This window comes from Micromonospora arida (assembly GCF_042873195.1).
In the GTDB taxonomy this organism is placed as follows: domain Bacteria; phylum Actinomycetota; class Actinomycetes; order Mycobacteriales; family Micromonosporaceae; genus Micromonospora; species Micromonospora arida.
The window spans coordinates 403,902-424,552 of the sequence record NZ_JBIALC010000005.1; the positions used below are offsets into that span (position 1 = coordinate 403,902).

The window sequence follows — 20,651 nt, forward strand, 5'->3', positions numbered from 1 at the left end:
GCCGTAGTCTGGGCCGATGAACGGGGACCCGGAGTACGCGCAGGAGTACGTCGACGTCGACGGTGGCCGGTTGGGTGTGCAGGTCTATCCGGAACCGGCCGGGTTGCCGGGCGCGCCGGTGGTCGTGATCTGGCCCGCGATGGGGGTCCGGGCCCGGTACTACCGGCCCTTCGCCGCCGCGCTGCGCGCCGCCGGACTGGCAGTGGTCGTGGCCGATCTGCGCGGCACCGGGGCGAGCACGCCGGCGCCGAGTCGGGCGGACCGGCACGGTTACGCCGAACTGGCCGACGACGTTGGCGCCGTCCTGGCCGCCCTCAAGCCACGTCTGGACGGACGCACCCGACTGCTTCTCGGGCACTCCCTCGGCGGGCAGGCCGCGCTGCTGCACCTCGCCCTGCACGGCAGCGGCGAGGTGGACGGGTTGGCGCTGGTGGCGGTCGGCATCCCGTACTGGCGGAGCTACCCGGGCCGTCGCGGCCTCGGCGTACTGCCCTACACCCAGGGAATCGCCGCCACGGCGGCCCTGCTCGGGGTCTGGCCGGGCTGGGGCTTCGGCGGTCGGCAGGCACGCGGCGTGATCCGCGACTGGGCCCACACCGCGCGGACCGGCCGATTCCCCCGGCTCGACGGTACGGACACCGAGGCCGCCGTCCGCGCGGTGCGGACCCCGGTGCTGGCCGTCAGTGTGGACGACGACCAGTTCACCCCGCACGAGACCATGGACCACCTCTGCGCGAAGCTCGCCGACGCGCCGGTGACCCGGGAGCGGTACACAGTGGCGCAGGCCGGTACGACGTTGGACCACTTCACCTGGGTTCGCGCCAGCGTCCCGCTGGCGCGGCGGATCGCCGGTTTCGTCGGCGACCTGCCGCCCCGCTGAGCCGTACCGGCCGGTCGGCTCACTCGTCCTGGTCCAGCGGCACCAGTTCACCGTCCCGCTCCACCTGGATCTCGGCGTGCTCCTTGCGGGGTGCGACCTCTGCGGTGTTCCGGTGCGGGTCGTTGTCGGGGTGCATGAGCACCGCGTCTGTTTTGGGGGTTTTCTCCCGGCTCTCGTCCGGCTGCGACATCGCGTTCCCCTCTCGTCGGCGTCGCTCGGGATCTACCCACCACCGGGCGAACGACTCCTGCTCGGGGCAGGTCGACCCGCCGACGCCAGGGATGTCCGGTAGCGGCCCTCCACGGCGCGGATCGGCCCGCCCGGGGCGGGGTTAGCCGCCCGACCGGCGGGTAAGCCGCACCGCCCGACACGGCGGAAGGGGATCACATGTCCGAACGGCATACCGCACTGCGCTCGATGCACGATCTGGGCCTGGCGGCCTGGTTTGGCGGCTCCCTCATGGGTGCCTTCGGCGTCAACGGCGCAGCGGCGAAAATCAGCGACTCGACCCAGCGGCTCCCGATCGCCTCGGCCGGATGGTCCAAGTGGACACCGGTCAACGCGGCCGCGATCGGCGCCCACCTGGCCGGCGCCGTCGGCGAGCTGGTGACCGAGAGCCCACGGGTGGCGGCCCAGTCCGGCGTCGCCCGGGCCAGCGCCATCAAGACCGCGTTGACGATCGGCGCGCTGGCGGTCACCGGCTACAGCCGGTTGGTCGGCATGCGGCTGGAGAAGGCGGGCGGTCCGTCGGTGAGCGGTGCCACCGAGCCGAACCACCAGACGCCGTCCAGTGTGGCCTCATCGCAGCGGCAGATGAAGCTGCTCCAGTGGGCCATCCCGGCGCTGACCGGGACCCTGGTCGTGGTCACCGCGTACATGGGTGAGCAGCAGAAGCCCGGCCAGGTGTTCCGCGGCATGCTCGGTCGCGCCGGTGGGATGAAGGGCGCCTCGAAGAGCATGATCAAGATGGGAATGAGCAACGGCAAGCGGCCGATGGCGATGGCCGGACGCTAAACGTCGGGCCGGCCGGCGTCCCGCCGCCACCTCGACGGCGGGGCGCCGGCCGGCCCTACGCGCGCACCGAAGCGATGACGGGTCCCACGCGCGGCGGCGTGCCGGCGACATGTCGTACGCCGCACTCGGGCGGGCGGTCCCGGCCCGAGGACGGCACATCGTCCGCCGCTGGCGGCGGACCGACGAGCGGGGTGGCCATGACGGCGCACAAGGGACGCAGCGGGGACAACGACCGGCTGGAGCCGGAGGCGACCAAGCCGTGGGGCACCGGCGACGGCTTCGACGCCGACGCGCCCTGGGGCACGGCCGACGACTCGCCGATGGACGAGGGCAGCGAGGAGACCGCGGTGCCCGAGGGACGGCGCGGCGAGCGACGCGCCGGTGCTCCGGCGGGTCGGTCGGACCCGGCGGGACGACACGGCTTCGGCTCCGTCGAGCCGACCCGTACGACGATGGCCGGACCGGGTGCCCCGCCCGATCCCGCCCCCAGCGGCCGGAGCTTCCCCGACGACGCGGACATCGGCGAGTCGACCCAGGACGCCCTGCGCAGCCGGGGACGACGGTCCTGAGCTGACCGGCGCCCGACCGGGTGGCCCGTGCCGCGATCAGCCGGTCGCCGGGACAGCCTGCTCGACGATCATCGTCTCGGCGAGCAGTTGCGCCAGCCGGGTGGCGTCGCGCTGGGCCTGCCCGGCGCAGCAGTTGTTGAACAGCACGTGCAGCTCGTCGGGGAGATCGGCGAACTCGGCCAGCCGTCCGGCCCAGTGCCGGAGCTCGTCCTCGGCGTACGCGTAGCGGAACTTCTCCTGCTTGTCGCCCTCGCCCCAGGCGTCGCTGTGACCGTGGAACCGGACGATCGCCGGTTCCGCCGTCATGGTCAGGATCGGTGGCACCGACGACGGGTGCCCCTGTGGCATGTCGACGCAGACCAGGGACAGGTCGTGGGCGCGTAGCAGGTCCAGAGTGTCCGCTGCGGCGTCGTCGTCCAACCAGGAGCCGTGCCGCAGCTCCACAGCGACCCGCCACGGCCGGCAGCGCTGCGCCAGCTCGACGATCCGGCGTTCGGCCGCGGGGCTGCGCACCAACCACGGCGGGAACTGCAACATCACCACACCGAGCTTGCCGGCCGCCGCGATCGGGTCGAGGGCCGCGCGGAACCGGGCCCACAACTCGTCGTACGCCGGCTCCGGCAGGTCCCGGCGGCGGATCCGGCTCGGGCCGCTGGCCGGTCGCAGGTCCCGGGGCAGCACGGCGACCGGTGTCGGGTGACCGGTGAAGAGGCTGAACGCCTTGACGTCGAAGGTGAAGTCGTCAGGTGTGGCGTCCACCCAGCCCTGAGTCGTCTCCGGCACCGGGATGGCGTAGTAGGACGTGTCCACCTCGACCATCGGGAACTGGCTGGCGTAGAAGCCCAGTCGACGGGCCGGTGTGCTGGCCGAGCGCGGGTACCACCCGGAGCGCAGCAGGGACTGGTCCGCCCAGGACGACGTGCCCACCTTAATCACAGCCATGTCATTCAGTGGACCGCCACCGGCGCGGATAGGCAACCGCTGGCGGGTCTTCCGTCGACGCCGCGCGGTGACCGGAAAGTGTCGGTGCCTCGCCGTACGGTGGCCTCGGATGGACATCAACGAGGGGTGGCGGCATGACCAGCACTGAGCAGCTCACCGGTGAGCGCGCCGATCTCTTGCAGGCGCTCCGCGGGCACCGCGGGTTCCTCCTGCAGACCGTCGACGGGCTCACCGACGAGCAGGCGGCCAGCCGCCCCACGGTCAGCGAGCTCTGCCTCGGCGGCCTCATCAAGCACGTGTCCGTCGTCGAGCACCGGTGGATGCTCTTCGCCGTCGGCGGCGCGGAGGCGATGGGCCGCGAGGAGATCGACTGGGTCGGTCAGTTCCAGATGTTGCCGGGCGAGACCCTCGCCGGGCTGGTCGGGCGCTTCCAGGAGGTGGCCGCCCAGACCGACGAGTTGGTCGCCACCCTCGACCTGGACGCGGCGCACCCGCTGCCGCAGGCGCCGTGGTTCGAGCCGGGGGCGAGTTGGACGGTCCGCCGGGTGCTGCTGCACCTGATCGCCGAGACGGCCCAGCACGCCGGGCACGCCGACATCCTGCGGGAGTCGATCGACGGCGCCAAGACGATGGGCTGACTCCGACGTCGACCGTCGCCGGGCCGAGCGCTGCGGCACCGCCTCAGTGCAGGCGGTGCCGGCGTTCGGTGGTCCGGTCTCTCGCGTAGGCGTCGGAGTGGCCCCAACGGCCCGGGATGTCCAGCAGTTCCAGCCGACCGAACCCCTCCGGCACCGCCGGGTTCACCAACAGGTTGTCGCCGGTGGGTCGCAGGCCCAGCATGGTGCCGAGCAGCATCAGCATCGCTCCTGACGACCACGCCTGCGGGCGGCAGCTCGTCGTCAACTGGACGGGGTAGGTCGTCAGGTCGCGCTCGTAGCCGGCGATCACTCCCGGCGTCGCGCCACCGAGCGTCTGCGCCATGTCGAAGATGCCGTCCGCGATCCGGGCCGCCTGCACGTCGAGGCGGTAGCGGCGCAACCCGGCGGCGATCAGCGCGTTGTCCGACGGCCACACCGCGCCCAGGTGCGTGCCCACCGGGTTGTACGCACGCTGCCCGGTGGCGAACGTGCGTACTCCCCACCCGCTGAACAGTCGCGGCCCGACCAGGTGCTCGGCGACCGCCTCCGCACGGTCGTCCGCGACGATCCCGCTCCAGAGCAGATGCCCGATGTTGGAGGCCAACGCGTCGACCGGTTCGCCGTACGGGTCGAGCGCCAACGCGTAGTGCTCCCGGTGCGGCAGCCAGAAGTCCCGGTTGAAGCGCTCCTTCAGCGCTGCCGCCTCCCGTTCCAACCGGTCGGCGTACGCGGGGTCACCCCAGAACTCCCGGGCCAGCCGGGCGCCACGCCGCTTCGCGTCGTACGCGTAGCCCTGCAACTCGCAGGTGGCGCGGGGGAAGGCGGGTTGCCGACCGTGGGCGTCGACGATGGCGTCCGGGGAGTCCTTCCAGCACTGGTTGATCGTGCCGTCGCGCTCGTTGCGGCGCTGGTAACGCAGGTAGCCGTCCCCGGTCAGGTCGCCGTACTCGTCGATCCAGTCCAGCGCCATCCGGGCCGGGTGGCGCAGTTCGCGGACCAGGTCCGCGTCACCGGACCAGCGCTCATACTCGTCGAGCAGCACGACGAAGAGCGGGGTGGTGTCCGCCGCGCCGTAGTACAACGCGCTCGTCCGGTCGCTGAACGCCCCCGTCTCGCCGTACCGGAGCTGGGCCAGGATCTTGCCGGGCTCCTCGTCCAGCGCGTCGTCGAGTTGGCCGCCCTGCATGAGCGCCAGCATCCGTAGCGTCGCGGGAGCCAGTTCGGGGGTGAAGGCCATCGTCTGGAGGCAGGTGATCAGGGCATCCCGTCCACACAACCCCATCGCCCACGGCAGACCACCGATCGGCACCCGCTCGCGGTACGACAGCGGCCTGTAGCGCAGCGCCGCCAGGTCCGCGAGGCTGCCCTGGTAGAGCTCCTCCAGGCCCTTGCGTTCGGCCACCAACTGCGGTGCCCGGTCCAGCCACTGCACCAGGTCCTCCTGCATTCCCGTCCGCACGATCTGCTGGTGCGACTGGAGGTCGGCGCGGAGATCCCGGCCGTCCTCGCCGCCCATGGTCACGCTGACGTGCAGGTCGGTCTCCCACTTGCCGTCGGGAGCGATCCGGATCCGGAACGTCATCCCCCGCTCGTCCACCTCGGCGGGGACGGTGCTGCGTACGGTGGTCTCCCGGACGAACCGGTCCCGCTGGTAGCGCAGCACGAGTTGCTGGTTCGCCGAGTCGGCGCTGACCTCGACGGCCCGCTGCCGGAGCTGCCCGACCTCGACGATGTCGGTGAAGTCGCTGGCCATCTCCACCCGGACGGTGAACTCGGCGGGCTGCGACGAGTGGTTGAGCACTGTGATGTTCTCGTGGAAGCAGTCGTGCACCGAGCGGTGCCTGATGATCGACACGTCGGCGTCGACGTAGTGACTCGCCGCACCGGGGACCAGGAAGAACCGGGTTTCGAAGTAGGTGAGGTCGTCGCGGGAGAGCGCGTTGATCCGTTCACCGTCGATCCTGAGCACCCAGTGGGACAGGAACCGGGTGTCGTACGCGAAGAGTCCGAGCGGGGCCTGCGGATCGGTCTCGATGTCGCCCTGGGCGTCGCTGATCGCGAACAGGTTGCCGGCGATGATGTGCACCAGTTCCTGCTTCACGACCGCTCATTCCGAGCGGCCGTCGCGGCCCGGCCAACCAACGCGGCCCGGCCCAGCTCGTGCGGGTGACGGGCGCCGTCCGGCCCGGAGAAGATCCGCCGCAGCAGCATCAGCAGTTGCATGTTGCCCTGCACGGTCAGCTCGTTGCGCAGCATGCCCGCGCCGGGGTGCAGCTCGCCGCGGGTCATCCGGTCGAAGACCGCCCGGTCAGCCCGCACCACCAGGTCGGCGTCGTCGGCCGAGCGGGTCACCCGGACCTGTTGGTCGGCGATGGTCAGGTACCAGTGATCGGTGCTGCCGTCGTCGCGGACGTCCAGCCGCAGCGTCCCCGCTGTGGTCTCCGGCAGGTCGGGCCGCCGACCGGTGTCGAGCTGTCGCAGGTACTGCTCCGCCGTTGCGCCCATCGGGTCCCCTCCCCACGGTTTCCCGCAGGATCACCCGCTTCGGGGTGAGCCCGGTTCACCCCAAACAGGTGAGGTGCCAGATCTGCGGTGGTGTCGGCCCGTTTGCTCTGGGACGAGGTGGGCAGGCCAGTGGTTCAGCCGAGACGGACGGGAGCACCGGTATGCGCGCGCTGCGGTTGCGGGAGTGGAAGTCGGAACCCGAGCTGGTCGAGGTTCCCGATCCGACACCGGGGCCGGGTCAGGTGGTGGTCCGGATCGGCGGTGCCGGCGCCTGCCATTCCGACCTGCACCTGATGGACGAGTTCGAGCCCGGCAGCATGCCCTGGAACCCACCTTTCACCCTCGGGCACGAGAACGCCGGCTGGGTGCACGCCCTCGGCGCCGGGGTGACCGGGCTGTCCGTCGGCCAACCGGTCGCCGTCTTCGGCGCGTGGGGCTGCGGCACCTGCGCCCGATGCCGGGTCGGGATCGACCCGTACTGCGAGAACCCGTCCGCTGCGCCGGTACCGAGCGGCGGCGGCGGACTCGGACTGGACGGCGGCATGGCCGAGTTCGAGCTGGTCCCGGACGCGCGGCACGTCGTGCCTCTTCCGGAGGGTCTGGATCCGGTACAGGCCGCGCCGCTGACCGACGCGGGGCTCACCCCGTACCACGCCATCCGGCGCTCCTGGCCGAAGCTGCCGCCGGGCAGCACGGCCGTGGTGATCGGAGTCGGCGGGCTGGGCCATGTGGGTGTGCAGATCCTCAAGGCCACCACAGCCGCGCGAGTGATCGCCGTGGACACCCGCGCTGAGGCGCTGCGGCTGGCCGAGGAGTGCGGCGCCGAGCGCACCGTGACCTCCGGACCGACCGCCGCCGAGGAGATCCGGGACGCCACCGGAGGACGGGGCGCCGACGTGGTGCTGGACTTCGTCGGCACGGACACCACCCTGGCGCTCGGCGTGGCGGCGGCCCGCACCGTGGGCGACCTGACCATCGTGGGGATCGGCGGCGGCACCGTGGGGGTGTCGTTCTTCTCCGTGCCCTACGAGGTGAGTATCGCGACCACCTACTGGGGCAGCCGCCCCGAGCTGGTGGAGGTGCTCGACCTGGGTGCCCGGGGCCTGGTCCGTCCGAAGACCACCACCTTCGCGCTGGGCGACGCTCTGGACGCGTACCGCCAGTTGCGCGACGGGACCCTGGAGGGCCGGGCGGTGATCGTGCCGTGAGCCCGGCGGTCAGTCGGCCTGGATGAGGCCGCGCACGTAGGCGGCCTGGCCCACGTGTTGCAGGTCGTCGTCGACGATGCTGACCAACCGGACGCCGAGGGTGACCGGCGGGTCCCACGTTTCGTCGACCACGCGGTCCAGGTCCGCCGGGCCCAGGCCGGCCAGGAAGGTTCCGGTACGCGCCGCGACCGCCTGGTAGTAGTCGATCAGCGCCTGCGCGCTCTCCGGCCGCACCGCGGCGACCTGAGCGGGCGAGTGTCCGTAGCCGGTGTTGTCGGGGTCGGCGGCGAGCCCGAACCGACCCGCCCAGTCGCCGCTCACCCAGATCTGCTCGGCGTCGAGCAGGTCGGCGACGTGGTGGTCCTGCACCCGGGTGAGGTGCCAGACCAGCCAGCCGACCGAGTTGGCGCCCGGCACGGGCTGGTGGCGCAGTTGCTCGGGGCTGAGGCCGTCGACGGCCGCGCGGACGAGGTCGGGCAGCCGGTCGTACGCCTCGGTCAGCAGGTCACTCACGTCCACGGGTACGCCTTCCTGGTCGGTTTCCGAACAGGTACCGCCGGACCAGGGCGCGCAAACCTCGGCCGCTACGGTGATCGAATGGTCGCCGCGGTGGAGTTGTACCTGGACCCGGACGCCACCCGCCGGATCCGGGTGCTCTGGGACGCGCTGGAGGCCGAGGGGGTGCAGAGCATGCGCTCGCTGCTGGAGCAGCGCCACCGTCCGCACGTCTCGCTCATGGTGGCGCCCCGTTTCGACCCGGAGCAGGTCGCCGAGGCGCTGAGAGGGACGGTGGTGGCCGCCCCACTGCGGCTCGACTTCCAGCACGCCGGCCAGTTCGTCGGTCGGGTCCTCTGGCTCGGCCCGGCGCCCACCCCGGAGTTGCTGGCGCACCACCGGCTGGTGCACGACCGGCTCACCGCCGCCGGCATCGCCCTCGCCGAGCACTACCAGCCGGGGCGGTGGGTGCCGCACTGCACGCTCTCCATGCGGGTGCCGAACACGCTGATGGCCGCCGCGGTGCGCCGCTGCCTGGAGGTGTTGCCGCTGGCCGCGACAGTGGTCGGCGCGGCGCTCACCGACCACGCGCGCGGCATCGCCCACCCGCTGCCTTGACCACGCCTCGACCGTCGAGGCGTAATGTCCGGTTTGGCGGGCGACAGTCGGAAACCCGAAAACAAGCGGTGCGGATGCGGCCGGGCGTGGGAAGGTTCGAGTGGCTGTCGTACCGGCGGTGGGCTGCTCACAGGCGGTCCGCCCGGCCGGTGTGGCGCGAGGTCACCCCGCGCCACCCACGGCGGCTTCAACGAGGAGAGGCAGGGCCCATGCAGGCTCAGCGCAGGCCACCGCGCGCGGAGCGGAGCCAGACCCGGGACGACCGGACCGGCGGCGGAATGACCGGGGCGGCCACGCCACTGACGATCTGGGCGGCCGCCGTACTGCTTGGCCGTATCGGTGCCGGCGACGACGACGTCGAGGACGAACGGCACATCCTGCGCGGCATCGAGTGAATCCCGGCCGCGCGGCTCAGAGCCAGCCGCGTCGCTTGAAGATCACATAGAGGGTGCCGCAGACCAGCAGCATCAACAGCAGCGCGAAGAGGTAGCCGAAGCGCCAGTTCAGCTCCGGCATGTGGACGAAGTTCATGCCGTACACGGTGCCGATGAGCGTGGGAGCGAAGAGGATCGCCGCCCAGGAGGAGACCTTCTTCAGCTCCTCGTTCTGGCTGTAGCTGGCCGCGGTGAGGCTGCGCATCTCCTCGTTCTGCTGCTGCGAGACGAGAGTGGCGTTGACGGTGAGGATGTTCTGCAACAGGTGCCGGAAACCATCCACCCGCTCCACCACCTGGGTCAGGTGGTCGGTCACGTCGCGCAGATAGCGGCGCAACTCCTCGTCGGCGCTGGCGCTGCCGGCGCCGTCGGCCAGCGCGTCGAGCACGCTGAGCAGCGGGCGGGCGGCCCGCTGGAACTGGATGACCTCGCGGCTGAGCCCGTAGATGCGGCGGCTGGCGTTCGGGTCGCCACCGAACACCTGGGTCTCGATCTCGTCGATGTCGTTCTCCAGTCCGGCCACCACCGGCGCGTACCCGTCGACGACCTGGTCGAGGATCGCGTACAGGACCGCCTCCGGCCCTCGGGCGAGCATCTGCGCCTCGGTCTCCAGCCGCCGCCGCACCGCGGCCAGGTCGGGCGCCTCGCCGTGCCGGACGGTGACCACGAAGCCCGGCCCGATGAACAGGTGCAGCTCGGAGAACTCGACGTCCTCCCGGAGGTCGTTGTAGCGGGCGGCGCGCAGCACCACGAACAGGGTGTGCCCGTACCGCTCGAGCTTGGGCCGCTGGTGGGCGTTGATCGCGTCCTCGACCGCCAGGTCGTGCAGCCGAAACTCCCGGGCCAGCGAGGTGATCTGCTCGATGTCCGGCCGGTACAACCCGATCCAGGCCATCGCGCCGTCCTGCTCCTGGAGGCAGCGGTACGTCTCGGCGAGGCCGGACGGCGAGGCGAACCGGTGCCCCCGGATGTAGACCGCGCTGTCCACCAGGCCGCCGTGGGACGCGGCGGGCGACTCCGCGGGCGGCGCCACACCGACCCTCGTCTCGTACTCGTCGAGTTGGCGGCCGAAGCCACCACCCGGACGGAAGCGACGGCCGCCGACCATGCCCTGTCCCCTCCCCGGTGCCGTCCCATCCAGCGCGGGGCGCTGCTTCCCCCTTGTCCTGGGCCCTGAAACCCGCCGTGGCGTCAGCTGGGATCCGCGCACCGGCGGACGGGGCCGGCCCGTCGGGCGGATACTCACGGTGACCGTGAGCGGGATGACGGGGGACGCGCCGGTGAAGGTCGACAGACGGGCCGGCCGGTTGCGGGGGTGGCTGCTCGACGCCGGCTCGGACCAGGCCGTGCAGCACCCGGGGCCGCACGGGCGCCCGCCGGAGCGCCGGCACCACCCGTGGTGGAAGGTGATGTGCCTGACCGGGGTCGACTACTTCTCCACGCTGGGTTACCAGCCGGGCATCGCGGCGCTGGCCGCCGGGGCGCTCTCACCGGTGGCGACCCTGGTGCTGGTGCTGGTGACCCTGTTGGGGGCGCTGCCGGTCTACCGGCGGGTGGCGGTGGAGAGCCCGCACGGTGAGGGTTCCATCGCGATGCTGGTACGCCTGCTGAGCTACTGGCCGGGCAAGCTGCTGGTGCTGGTGCTGCTCGGTTTCGTGGCCACCGACTTCATCATCACCATCACTCTCTCGGCCGCCGACGCGACGGCGCACATCGACGAGAACCCGTTCTGGCCGAGCGGGCTCAAGGGGCACGAGGTGCTGATCACGCTGCTGCTGGTGTCGCTGCTGGGCGCGGTGTTCCTCAAGGGATTCACCGAGGCCATCGGGATCGCCGTCGTCCTGGTCGCGGTCTACCTGACGCTGAACGCGGTGGTGGTGGCCGACGCGCTGTGGCGGGTGGCGACGCATCCGAGCGCGGTCGGCGACTGGACCACCATGCTGACCACCCGGCACGGCGATCCGTGGTTGGTGGTCGGGCTGTCGCTGCTGGTCTTTCCGAAGCTGGCGTTGGGTCTGTCCGGCTTCGAGACCGGAGTGGCGGTCATGCCGAGCGTTCGGGGTGACCCACAGGACTCGGAGGCACGTCCGCTGGGCCGGATCCGTGGCGCGCGCCGGCTGCTCACCACCGCAGCGCTGATCATGAGCGTCTTCCTGATCACCAGCAGCGTGACGACCACGGTGCTCATCCCGCCGGAGGCGTTCCAGCCGGGTGGGCCGGCGAACGGGCGGGCGCTGGCCTACCTGGCGCACGCCCACCTCGGCGAGGTGTTCGGCACCGTCTACGACCTGTCCACCATCGGAATCCTCTGGTTCGCCGGGGCATCGGCGATGGCTGGTCTGCTCAACCTCGTTCCGCGCTACCTGCCCCGCTACGGCATGGCCCCGACCTGGGCGCGAGCCGTCCGGCCGCTGGTGCTGGTCTTCACCGCGGTGGCGTTCCTGATCACGATCGTCTTCGACGCCAGCGTGGACGCGCAGGGCGGCGCGTACGCCACCGGGGTGTTGGTGTTGATCACCTCGGCCGCGACGGCGGTGACGCTCGCGGCGCTCCGGCAGCATCAGCGCGGTCGCACCATCGCGTTCGGAGTCATCACGGTGATCTTCGTCTACACCACGCTGGCGAACGTCGTGGAGCGCCCGAGCGGCGTCAAGATCGCGGCCTGTTTCATCGGCGGGATCATCCTGGTGTCGGTGCTGTCCCGGCTGATGCGGGCCTACGAGCTGCGCGTCGAACACGTCGAACTGGACCCCGCCGCGGCCCGGATGATCGACGAACGCGCCGGACGTCGGATCCGCCTGATCGCGCACGAACCCGACCGACGCGACGAGGCGGAGTACCGCGCCAAGCTGGCCCAGACCATGGCGGACAACGACTTCCCCGACGACAGCGACGTCATCTTCGTCGAGGTCACGGTCACCGACCCGTCCGACTTCGAGACCGAACTGCTGGTCCGCGGCGACGTGGTCGACGGTCGCTTCCCGGTGCTCAGCCTGGCCAGTTCGTCGGTGCCCAGCGCGCTCGCCGCCCTGCTGCTGGAGATCCGCGACCGCAGCCGTCGGCGCCCTCACATCTACTTCGAGTGGTCCGAGGGCGGTCCAAGCCGCAACTTCCTGCGCTACCTGGCGTTCGGACAGGGCGCCATCGCCTCGGTGACCCGGGAGATCCTGCGCCGTCACGAGCCCGACCCGCACCGTCGACCGCACGTGCACGCCGGCTGACCTGCGAGCCGACAGTCCGTCGCGCACCGTGAGCGTCGTCATAACGACTGGACGATCCACCCGTTCCTGCTGCTAGCCTCGGCGCAGGTCATGAGTGCCAGCGCGAAGCCCCGGCTCGCTGGCCGGCAACCCTCCTCCGCGGTGGGGTGCCCCGGGTGAAGACCAGGCACCGGCAGGACGTCGGTGCAAGCGTGGCCTGGCACCCAGGTCAGCACAGACCCGGGAGAACCATGCGCATCCTCAGCACCACCCCACCGACCGACGTCGCGGACTCCCGCACCGGTCGACCCTCGCCCGCACTGATCCGGCGACGGCACGTGGACATGATGCGAATGTGCAGCGCCGCCTGTCGTCGCGGCACCGCGCTCTAGCACCCCCTTCCCGAGCTCCTCTCCCACCGGTACGCCCATCGGGCGCGCCGTCGGTGGCGCACGTCCGTGCGCGCCGAGACATCACCCTTCGGAGACACCAGTGCGATTCCTTCCTGCCCTGACCCGCGCCGCCGCCCTGGGCGCGGCCACGATCCTGGCCGCCACCGCCCTCACCGCTTGCGGCGACGACAGCTCGTCCGACGCCACCGCCAACCCGTACGGCCTGGCCCGGTCGGGCGTGCTGCGCGCCGGAACGCTGACCGACGCCCCGCCGAACGTGTACCTCAAGGACGGCAAGTTCACCGGCTTCGACAACGACCTGCTGACCGCCGTGGCCGGGAAGCTCGGTCTCACTGTCGAGTTCGTCGGCACCGACTTCTCCGCGCTGCTCAGCCAGGTCAACAACCGCAAGTTCGACGTGGGCAGCTCCTCGATCACCATCACCGAGGCCCGCAGGAAGACCGTCGACTTCGGCAACGGCTACGACTTCGGCTACTTCGGCCTGGACGTCCCGACCGGCTCGCCGATCACCGGCTTCGACCAACTCGCCGGCAAGCGGGTCGTGGTGGTGCAGGGCACCGTCCAGGACGACTACGCCACCGGCAAGCAGCTCAACCCGGTGCGGGTGCCCGACTACAACGGCGCGATCAACCAGCTCAAGGCGGGCACCGCCGACGCCTGGATCGCCCCGGCTGAGATCGGCGAGAAGTCGGCCACCGACAGCAACGGCAAGATCACCGTGGCGGCCAAGCAGCTCAGCCCGGCACCTACCGCGTACGCCGTGGCCAAGGGCAACGACAAGCTGCGCGAGGCGCTGAACAAGGCCCTCGACGAGGTCATCGCCGACGGCACCTGGACCCGGTTGCAGGCGCAGTACTACCCGGGCCGACCGATCCCGGCGGACTTCACGCCGGGCAGCGGCACGGTGAAGGCCCCGTCCGCGTCGGCCGTGCCGTCGGCGTCCGCTACAGCCGTGCCGTCGGCGTCCGCGTCGACCGCGTCCTGAGCCGGTGACGAACGAGCAGGGCGGTAGGAGGAGCGACCGATGGATCCGTTGAGCACCCTGTGGGAGACCTTCTTCGACTGGGACGCGATGCGCGAGGCGCTGCCCGAGATGCTGACCGTCGGGTTGCCCAACACGCTGATCCTGGCGGTCTCCGCCGCCCTGCTCGGCTCGGTGCTGGGCCTGCTGCTGGCCGTCGCCGGGATCTCCCGCAGCCGCTGGTTGCGCTGGCCGGCGCGGGTCTACACCGACGTGTTCCGAGGGCTGCCGGCCGCGGCGACGATCCTGCTGATCGGCGTCGGACTGGCTCCGCTGGGCATGCAGGTCTGGGGCCCGGATCCCTACCCGTTGGGCATCCTGGCGCTGTCGCTCATCGCCGCCGCGTACATCGGAGAGATCTTCCGCTCGGGCATCCAGTCGGTGGAGGCCGCCCAGTTGGAGGGCGCCCGGGCGCTCGGCTTCTCCTGGGCCGACGCGATGCGGCTGGTGATCATCCCGCAGGGCATCCGGCGGGTGCTGCCGGCCTGGGTGAACCAGCTCATCGCGCTGATCAAGGACTCCAGCCTGGTCTACTTCCTCGGCCTGGTGGCCAGCCAGCGGGAGCTGTTCCGGATCGGGCAGGACTACGCGGCCACCACCGGCAACGAGTCGGCGCTGCTGCTGGCGGGGCTCTGCTACCTGGCGTTGACAGTCCCGCTGACGCACGTCGTCAACTGGATCGACAGGCGGCTGCGCAACGGTCGGCCGGCCACCGCGTCGACCGAAGAGGACGACGACGACACCGCGTCGTACGCCGCGACGGAAGGAGATCGGCGATGACCAGCGCCACCACCACCTCGGTCAGCCTCGACGTACGCGACGTGCACCTCGCCTTCGGACCGAACCGGGTGCTGCGCGGTGTCGACCTCTCGGTGCCGCGCGGCGCGACGGCCTGTGTCATCGGCCCGTCCGGGTCGGGCAAGTCCACATTGCTGCGCACCATCAACCGGCTGATCGAACCGGACCGGGGCGACGTGCTGCTGGACGGGCGCAGCGTGCTGGGCGACGACCCGGACGCGCTGCGGCAGCGGGTGGGCATGGTGTTCCAGCAGTTCAACCTCTTTCCGCACATGAGCGTGCTGCGCAACGTCACGCTGGCACTGCGCCGGCTCCGCAAGCTTGATGCCGACGAGGCGGAAACTGTCGCCCGGGCCCAGTTGGAGCTGGTGGGGCTGGCCGGCAAGGCGAATTCCCGACCGGCGCAGCTCTCCGGCGGTCAGCAGCAGCGGGTGGCGATCGCCCGCGCGCTGGCGCTGCGGCCCGAGGTGATGCTCTTCGACGAGGCCACCTCGGCGCTCGACCCGGAGCTGGTCAAGGGCGTCCTCGGGGTGATGGCCGACCTGTCCGCCGCCGGCATGACCATGGTGGTGGTGACCCACGAGATGGGCTTCGCGCGGCAGGTCGCCGACACCGTCGCCTTCATGGACCGGGGTGTGGTGCTGGAGGCCGGCCCGCCCGAGGCCATCTTCGAGCGGGCCGAGCATCCGCGACTGCGCCGGTTCCTCGACCAGGTGCTCTGAGCCGCGCCGGTCGGACCGACGCGACGATCACTCGTTGGGTCCGCGCCCCAGCAGCCGGATCTCCTCGTTGTCCAACGCGGCCTGGAGCTCCTGCAGCACCAGGTCGTCGATCTCCCGGCTGTCGCGCAGGCGGGTCACCTCTCGGCGTTTGTGGGCCAGGACGCGAAGGCGCAGCTGCCGCTCCAGGCGGCGTTCCTCGGCGGTGCTCCCGCCGCTCTCGTTGAGGTCCTCCAGATGCCGCTGGTACTCGGCCTCCAGCCGGCGCACCGAGTCATCCTGGGCACCGACCTCGGCGGCGACCTGGGGAAGCGCGGCCAGGCCCGCCTCGGTGGCCCGCCGCCGGGCATGCCGCGCCTCGTCCACGCGTTCCGGGTCGCCGCTCAGCCGGGCCCAGCGCACGACCAACGGCAGGGTGGTGCCCTGCAAGAGCATGATCAGCACGATGACCAGTGCGGTAACGAAGATGATCAGATCGCGTTCGACCACCGGTCGACCACCCGCCGTCATCGTCGGCACGGCCAGGGCGGCGGCGAGCGACACCGCGCCCCGGAAACCGGACCAGCCCGCGACGGTCCCCACCCGCCAACTCGACGGCCCCTGGCTCGGGTCCATGATGCGACGCCGCCGCAGCCTCGCGGTCTGCGAGGTCAGGTAGACGAAGAGCAGCCTGGTACCGATCACGACCAGGGTCACCACCACCACGATCAGCAGAGCCCGCCCGGGTGATGTGCTGGTGATGCCCCGCACCGCGCGGGGAATCTGCGTGCCGAGCAGCACGAACAATCCGCCGTTGATCAGGAAGGTGGTCAGGTCCCAGAACGCATACGCCAGCACCCGGGACCGGGCCCGGATCACCCGAGGGCCGGCGTAGGCCAGCACCAGGCCGGCAACCACCACCGCCAGTACGCCACTCGCGTGCACCGAGTCGGCGAGCAGGAAGGCGCCGAACGGTGTCAGGACGCTCAACGCGCCCTCGCGCAGCGGATCGTCGAGCCGCTTGCGGATCAGCACCACGGCCGCCCCCACCAGCAGACCGGCGACCACGCCGCCGACACTGGCGCCGACGAACTCCTCGCCGATGCCCAGCACGCCCGGCTCGGCGCTCTGGCTGAGCAGACCCACCGCCACCGCGAAGATCACCAGCGCGGTGCCGTCGTTGATCAGGCTCTCCGCGTGCAGGGTGGTGAGCAGCTTCCGGGGCAGCCGCTTGGCCAGGCCGGTGACCGCGGCGGCGTCCGTCGGCGCGAGGACCGCGCCGAGCACCCAGGCCGCCGCAGGGTTCACCCCGAACGCCTGCGCGGCGAACGACACAGTGACCATGGTGAGCACCACCAGCACCACGGCGAGCAGCCCGATCACCGGCAGGTTGGCCCGGATCTCCCGCAGGCTGATGGTGAGGCTCTCCCGGTACAGGATCGCCGGCAGGAAGATCAGCAGGACCAGGTCGGGTTCCAGGGTGACCTCGGACAGCGGCGGCGTGAGCCCGAGCAGCACGCCCAACGCGATGAGCAGGACCGGCGGGGCGACCCGGTACCGGCCGCCGAGGGTGGTGCCGACGAGGACGGTGATGCCGAGCGCCACGATCAGGATGAGCGCCTCCACGCGTACACCCCCCTCGGACCATGCCGACGGTGGACGCGCCGGTGGTTCCATCTGACCCCACCGGCCGGTGGGTTCCAGCGGAAACCGGCAAGTCGCGGTGCCCGCGGGCGAGGGTCAGGCGGTGGCGCGGGCGCGCGCTGTCACCGCACGGGCCCTACGACGGTGTTCGGCCGCCTCCTCGGGCCGGCCCAGCGCGGTGGCCAGGTCGGCGAGGTGCCCGGCCACCGGGCCGACGGTGAGCACCCCGCTGCCGGCGGCCAGCTCGTCGGCGGCCGGCAGCAGCTCGGCGTGGACCCGGGCCATCGTGGCCCGGTCGTCGAGGGCGCGCGCCGCCCGACCGACGAGGCAGAGCCGTACCTCACGCAGCAGATCGTGCGGCCCCTCGGGAAGCGCCAGCAGGGCGGCCGCGGCGGCGTCCCGGTCGCCGGCGGCGAGCAGCAGCAACGGCCGGACCCACGGTTCGTACGGACCCCAGTCCAGGTCCGCCCAGTCGTCCGCGCCAAGCCCGAGGGTCGGCGGGTCGGCACCGACGAGCCCGATGGTCGGCGGGTCGGCCCCGCCGGGCCCGGTGGTCGGCCGGTCGGCCCCGACGGTGTCGGCCAGCCGCAGGCCGAGTAGGGCCAGTGGGAGCAGCCCCTGGGTCAGCCCCGGCATGCCGTCGGCGCTCACGCCCTCGGCCGCCGAGCGGTACGCCTGCGCCGCCGCGTCCGACTCGCCGTCGAGTGCCAGGCGCAGTGCGGCGTACCACCGGGTGAAGACACCGACCAACGGCAGCTCGTACCGTTCGGCGAGACGGTCGGCGGCGCGGGCGTGCCCGTCGGCGGCGGGCCGGTCGGCCAGCGCACAGTTGGCCTGGACCAGGACGAGGTGGCCCAGCACCTCGAAGGTCACCAGGTGGTGCCGTGCGGCCAGCTCGACCAGTTCCACGCCGATCCGGGCCCGCGCGTCGGCCAGACCGACGCGGTGGAAGGCGTGCATGAAACGGGCGTTGAGCGCGAAGGCCAACAGCCCGGGATCGCCGATGTCGCGAGCGATCGTCTCGGCCTCGACGGCCGCGCGGCGGCCACGATCGGTGGTGGTGCCGCGCAGCTCCAGCGCGAGGGTGCTCAGCAGCCGGCTGCGCTGCGTCGAGCCGATCGGGCCGAGCGCGGTCAGGGCGTGTTCGGCGGCCCGGACGATGTGCCCGGAGAGCAGGTCGTCGTCGTTGCGCGTCCAACTGGCGGGCACGTCGAAGCCCGCCAGCGCCTCCTGGATCAGCAGGGGGTCGCCGGTGGATTCGGCGACGGTGATCGCCTCGGCACGCCGTAGCCGCGCCTCGGCCAGCCGGCCCGTCACGGCCAGCGCCCGCCCCAGGCCGAGCAGCGCGGTCACCCGCCCACGCGGCTCGACCCCGCCAGCGCGGTCGTACGCGTCGATCGCCTGGCCCCACAGGCGGGCCGCCTCGTGGGGGTTGCCGCCCCGTTCGGCCCGCTCGGCCGCCACCTGGGCGTACGTCGACGCCTCGGCGGCGTGAACCTGCCCGCCGGCGCGCAGCAGGTGGTACGCGAGGGCCGCCGGCTCGACGGGTTCCCGCTGTCGCAGCACGTCGGCGACGGCCGCGTGCCAGGCGGCGCGGCGCGGCGCGGACAGGTCGGCGTAGAGCGTGTCGCGGACCAGGATGTGGGTGAAGCGCAGCCGCCCGTCGGACTCCCGTTCGGTGAGGAACCCGGCCGCCAGGGCGCGGTCCACGGCGTCCAGCGCTGTCGTCGGGTCACCGGCCAACACGCCCAGCACGTCCGGGTCGAGGTCCCGACCGAGCACGGCCGCCTGCCGCAGCACGGTACGGGTCGAGGCCGGCAGCTGCGCCAACCGGTGCCGGATCACGTCGCGTACCCCGGGCGGCACGGCGGCCAACCCCGCCTGCCCCGTGCTCGCGTACAGCTGGGCCAGTTCGCGGACGAAGAACGGGTTACCGCCGCTGCGCTGGTGAATCGAGCGGGCGGTGGCCTGGTCCAGTTCCGCTCCGACGATGGCGCCGGCCAGCTCGCCGGTCGCCGGCGCGGGCAGGCCGGCAAGATACTCCCGGACCGGCTCCAGCCCGGCGGCGCGGGCCAGGGTGGCGGTCAACTCCGGGCTGATCTCGGTGGCCCGGTAGGTGCCGAGGATCAGCACCGGCCCGCCGGCCGGCTGCGGGCCGGTGAGCAGTGCGGTCAGCAGGTCCAGGGTGTCGCCGTCGGCGCGGTGCAGGTCGTCGAGGACCAGCAGGACCGGCTCCCGGTCGGCGACCGCCGAGATCAGCGAGGCCACCGCGCGGTGTCGACGGAATCGCACGGTGGCGGGGTCAGCCGAACCGTCAGCCGGGTCAACGGCGACGGGGGCGGGGGCGGGGGCGACGGCGGCGGCCGGCCCGGCGAGCGCGTCGGTGATCTGGGTCCACGGCCATGCTGGCGGAGCGCCCTCGTACTCCGGGCTGCGTCCCCACACGGTGGTCCAGCCCTCGGCGGCGAGTCGCCGGGTCAGGGCCTCGGCCAGCGCCGTCTTGCCGGCGCCCGGGTCGCCGCTGAGCAGGGCGAGCGTGGGCTGGCGGCGGCGGGACGCGGCCTCGGCGGCGCGCCGCAGCCGCTCCAGCTCCGCGTCGCGGCCGACGAACGGGCGCTGCTCCGCCTGAACGGGTCGAGCCGGTTCCCCGAGCCCGGGGGTGACGGCCCGGTCGAGGGTCGGGGCGAGGTGCGGCGCCTGGGCCAGGATGTCGGCTTCCAGCCGTCGCAGCTCGGGCCCCGGGTCCACGCCCAGCTCGGTCACCAGGACGTGGCGGGCCTCCCGCAGCGCGGCCAGCGCGTCGCCCTGCCGGCCGGCGCGGTACCGGGCAGTCGCGAGCAGCCGCCAGGCGTCCTCGCGCAGCGGATGGTTGGCCAGGTGTGCCGGTAGGTCCGCGGCGGCCTCGTCCGGTCGGCCCACCGCCAGGAGCGCCTCGGCCCGCCGCTCGACGGCGAGCATCCGCAGCTCGTCCAGCCGGTTGATCTCCGCGACCGCCCAGGACTCGTTGGCGCAGTCGGCGTACGCGGGCCCGCGCCAGAGCCCGAGCGCCGACTCCAGTGCGGCCAGGGCCGGCGCGGGACGCCGGGCCGCCAGCAGCCGGGCCGCCTCGCCGACGGCCGCCTCGAACTGTCCGGCGTCGACCGCGTCGGGGGCGGCCTTCAGGGCGTACCCGGGCGGCTCGGTGACCAGGATCCGGGGCGGCTGCCGGGGTGGTCTGTCGGGCTCCAGGGCCCGGCGCAGGTCGGCGACGAAGGTCCGGATCGCGCCAACCGCGCCGTCCGGTGCGACCTCCCACAGGTCGTCGACGAGACGGTCCACCGGCACCACCCGACCGTGGGCGATCAACAGCCGGCCCAGCACCAGGCGCTGCCGGTGTCCCCGCAGGGGGACCGGGCCGCGCTCGGTCGCGGCGATCACCGGCCCGAGTACGCCGAAGGTCACCGCGACGGGCGCCGTCAGCTGCCTGGTCATGGCACCAATCTAGGCCCGTGGCCCGGCCGGCACTGATCCGACGCTGACCGGCTGCTGATCACCGCCGGGCAGGCTCGTTGAGGTACGACGGCGACGGGCCACC

Annotated in this window: 20 protein-coding genes and 1 riboswitch; of the genes, 12 read left to right on the plus strand and 8 right to left on the minus strand. The window is 72.4% G+C overall.

The window, feature by feature from the left end; all coding sequences use genetic code 11:
- The first annotated feature begins 16 nt into the window (after nt 1-16).
- Nucleotides 17-880 (plus strand): alpha/beta hydrolase family protein, encoded by an 864-nt coding sequence (locus tag ACFYP0_RS18640; protein ID WP_386996864.1) that lies wholly within the window; start codon nt 17-19, stop codon nt 878-880.
- Between the two features lie 19 nt (nt 881-899).
- Here the strand turns inward: ACFYP0_RS18640 and ACFYP0_RS18645 are convergent, their stop codons facing one another.
- Nucleotides 900-1,070: a hypothetical protein gene (locus ACFYP0_RS18645; RefSeq protein WP_158629581.1), complete on the minus strand. Its 171-nt coding sequence runs from the start codon at nt 1,068-1,070 to the stop codon at nt 900-902.
- 197 nt (nt 1,071-1,267) lie between these two features.
- Here ACFYP0_RS18645 and ACFYP0_RS18650 point away from each other — a divergent pair, with 197 nt between their 5' ends.
- Nucleotides 1,268-1,894, plus strand: coding sequence for a hypothetical protein (locus tag ACFYP0_RS18650; protein WP_355500875.1), 627 nt, complete (start codon nt 1,268-1,270; stop codon nt 1,892-1,894).
- A gap of 197 nt (nt 1,895-2,091) precedes the next feature.
- On the plus strand, nt 2,092-2,463 hold the full coding sequence (locus ACFYP0_RS18655) for a hypothetical protein (RefSeq protein WP_091401355.1): 372 nt from the start codon (nt 2,092-2,094) through the stop codon (nt 2,461-2,463).
- 36 nt (nt 2,464-2,499) lie between these two features.
- Here the strand turns inward: ACFYP0_RS18655 and ACFYP0_RS18660 are convergent, their stop codons facing one another.
- Nucleotides 2,500-3,405 carry a DUF72 domain-containing protein gene (locus tag ACFYP0_RS18660; RefSeq protein ID WP_355500878.1) on the minus strand — a complete coding sequence of 302 codons (906 nt, stop codon included), beginning with the start codon at nt 3,403-3,405 and terminating at the stop codon, nt 2,500-2,502.
- A gap of 134 nt (nt 3,406-3,539) precedes the next feature.
- On the opposite strand from ACFYP0_RS18660, the gene ACFYP0_RS18665 reads away from it, so the two are divergent.
- Nucleotides 3,540-4,043, plus strand: coding sequence for a DinB family protein (locus ACFYP0_RS18665; RefSeq protein WP_356980141.1), 504 nt, complete (start codon nt 3,540-3,542; stop codon nt 4,041-4,043).
- A 43-nt stretch (nt 4,044-4,086) separates the two neighbouring features.
- Here ACFYP0_RS18665 and ACFYP0_RS18670 read toward each other — a convergent pair whose 3' ends face one another.
- Nucleotides 4,087-6,144: an amylo-alpha-1,6-glucosidase gene (locus ACFYP0_RS18670; RefSeq protein WP_356980139.1), complete on the minus strand. Its 2,058-nt coding sequence runs from the start codon at nt 6,142-6,144 to the stop codon at nt 4,087-4,089.
- Complete coding sequence (locus tag ACFYP0_RS18675) at nt 6,141-6,548, minus strand: SCP2 sterol-binding domain-containing protein (RefSeq protein WP_355500886.1); 408 nt, start codon at nt 6,546-6,548, stop codon at nt 6,141-6,143. Before ACFYP0_RS18675 ends, ACFYP0_RS18670 begins: the two co-directional genes overlap by 4 nt.
- A gap of 161 nt (nt 6,549-6,709) precedes the next feature.
- Here ACFYP0_RS18675 and ACFYP0_RS18680 point away from each other — a divergent pair, with 161 nt between their 5' ends.
- Nucleotides 6,710-7,756 carry an NAD(P)-dependent alcohol dehydrogenase gene (locus ACFYP0_RS18680; protein WP_355500888.1) on the plus strand — a complete coding sequence of 349 codons (1,047 nt, stop codon included), beginning with the start codon at nt 6,710-6,712 and terminating at the stop codon, nt 7,754-7,756.
- A 9-nt stretch (nt 7,757-7,765) separates the two neighbouring features.
- On the opposite strand, the gene ACFYP0_RS18685 is transcribed toward ACFYP0_RS18680, so the two are convergent.
- Nucleotides 7,766-8,275, minus strand: a complete 510-nt coding sequence (locus ACFYP0_RS18685) for a mycothiol transferase (RefSeq protein ID WP_355500890.1) — start codon at nt 8,273-8,275, stop codon at nt 7,766-7,768.
- Between the two features lie 78 nt (nt 8,276-8,353).
- Between ACFYP0_RS18685 and ACFYP0_RS18690 the strand changes: the two genes are divergently transcribed.
- Together ACFYP0_RS18690 and ACFYP0_RS18695 are read left to right on the plus strand one after the other, a co-directional pair.
- Nucleotides 8,354-8,869: a 2'-5' RNA ligase family protein gene (locus ACFYP0_RS18690; RefSeq protein ID WP_355500893.1), complete on the plus strand. Its 516-nt coding sequence runs from the start codon at nt 8,354-8,356 to the stop codon at nt 8,867-8,869.
- A gap of 209 nt (nt 8,870-9,078) precedes the next feature.
- Complete coding sequence (locus tag ACFYP0_RS18695) at nt 9,079-9,264, plus strand: hypothetical protein (protein ID WP_124856211.1); 186 nt, start codon at nt 9,079-9,081, stop codon at nt 9,262-9,264.
- A gap of 16 nt (nt 9,265-9,280) precedes the next feature.
- Here ACFYP0_RS18695 and corA read toward each other — a convergent pair whose 3' ends face one another.
- Nucleotides 9,281-10,411 carry a magnesium/cobalt transporter CorA gene (gene corA, locus ACFYP0_RS18700; protein WP_124856213.1) on the minus strand — a complete coding sequence of 377 codons (1,131 nt, stop codon included), beginning with the start codon at nt 10,409-10,411 and terminating at the stop codon, nt 9,281-9,283.
- 154 nt (nt 10,412-10,565) lie between these two features.
- On the opposite strand from corA, the gene ACFYP0_RS18705 reads away from it, so the two are divergent.
- From ACFYP0_RS18705 to ACFYP0_RS18725, 5 genes are all read left to right on the plus strand, one after another.
- Nucleotides 10,566-12,524 (plus strand): amino acid transporter, encoded by a 1,959-nt coding sequence (locus ACFYP0_RS18705; protein ID WP_355500897.1) that lies wholly within the window; start codon nt 10,566-10,568, stop codon nt 12,522-12,524.
- Nucleotides 12,525-12,610: 86 nt separating this feature from the next.
- Nucleotides 12,611-12,722: riboswitch (SAM riboswitch) on the plus strand.
- Between the two features lie 32 nt (nt 12,723-12,754).
- Nucleotides 12,755-12,895 carry a hypothetical protein gene (locus ACFYP0_RS18710; protein ID WP_167457726.1) on the plus strand — a complete coding sequence of 47 codons (141 nt, stop codon included), beginning with the start codon at nt 12,755-12,757 and terminating at the stop codon, nt 12,893-12,895.
- A gap of 100 nt (nt 12,896-12,995) precedes the next feature.
- On the plus strand, nt 12,996-13,901 hold the full coding sequence (locus ACFYP0_RS18715; RefSeq protein WP_386996870.1) for an ABC transporter substrate-binding protein: 906 nt from the start codon (nt 12,996-12,998) through the stop codon (nt 13,899-13,901).
- 39 nt (nt 13,902-13,940) lie between these two features.
- On the plus strand, nt 13,941-14,717 hold the full coding sequence (locus tag ACFYP0_RS18720; protein WP_124856219.1) for an amino acid ABC transporter permease: 777 nt from the start codon (nt 13,941-13,943) through the stop codon (nt 14,715-14,717).
- Nucleotides 14,714-15,457: an amino acid ABC transporter ATP-binding protein gene (locus ACFYP0_RS18725; protein WP_124856221.1), complete on the plus strand. Its 744-nt coding sequence runs from the start codon at nt 14,714-14,716 to the stop codon at nt 15,455-15,457. The genes ACFYP0_RS18720 and ACFYP0_RS18725 overlap by 4 nt, the downstream gene beginning before the upstream one ends.
- A 27-nt stretch (nt 15,458-15,484) precedes the next feature.
- Here the strand turns inward: ACFYP0_RS18725 and ACFYP0_RS18730 are convergent, their stop codons facing one another.
- Nucleotides 15,485-17,059 carry a Na+/H+ antiporter gene (locus ACFYP0_RS18730; RefSeq protein ID WP_386996873.1) on the minus strand — a complete coding sequence of 525 codons (1,575 nt, stop codon included), beginning with the start codon at nt 17,057-17,059 and terminating at the stop codon, nt 15,485-15,487.
- Between the two features lie 114 nt (nt 17,060-17,173).
- On the minus strand, nt 17,174-20,548 hold the full coding sequence (locus ACFYP0_RS18735) for a BTAD domain-containing putative transcriptional regulator (protein ID WP_386996875.1): 3,375 nt from the start codon (nt 20,546-20,548) through the stop codon (nt 17,174-17,176).
- Between the last annotated feature and the right edge of the window lie 103 nt (nt 20,549-20,651).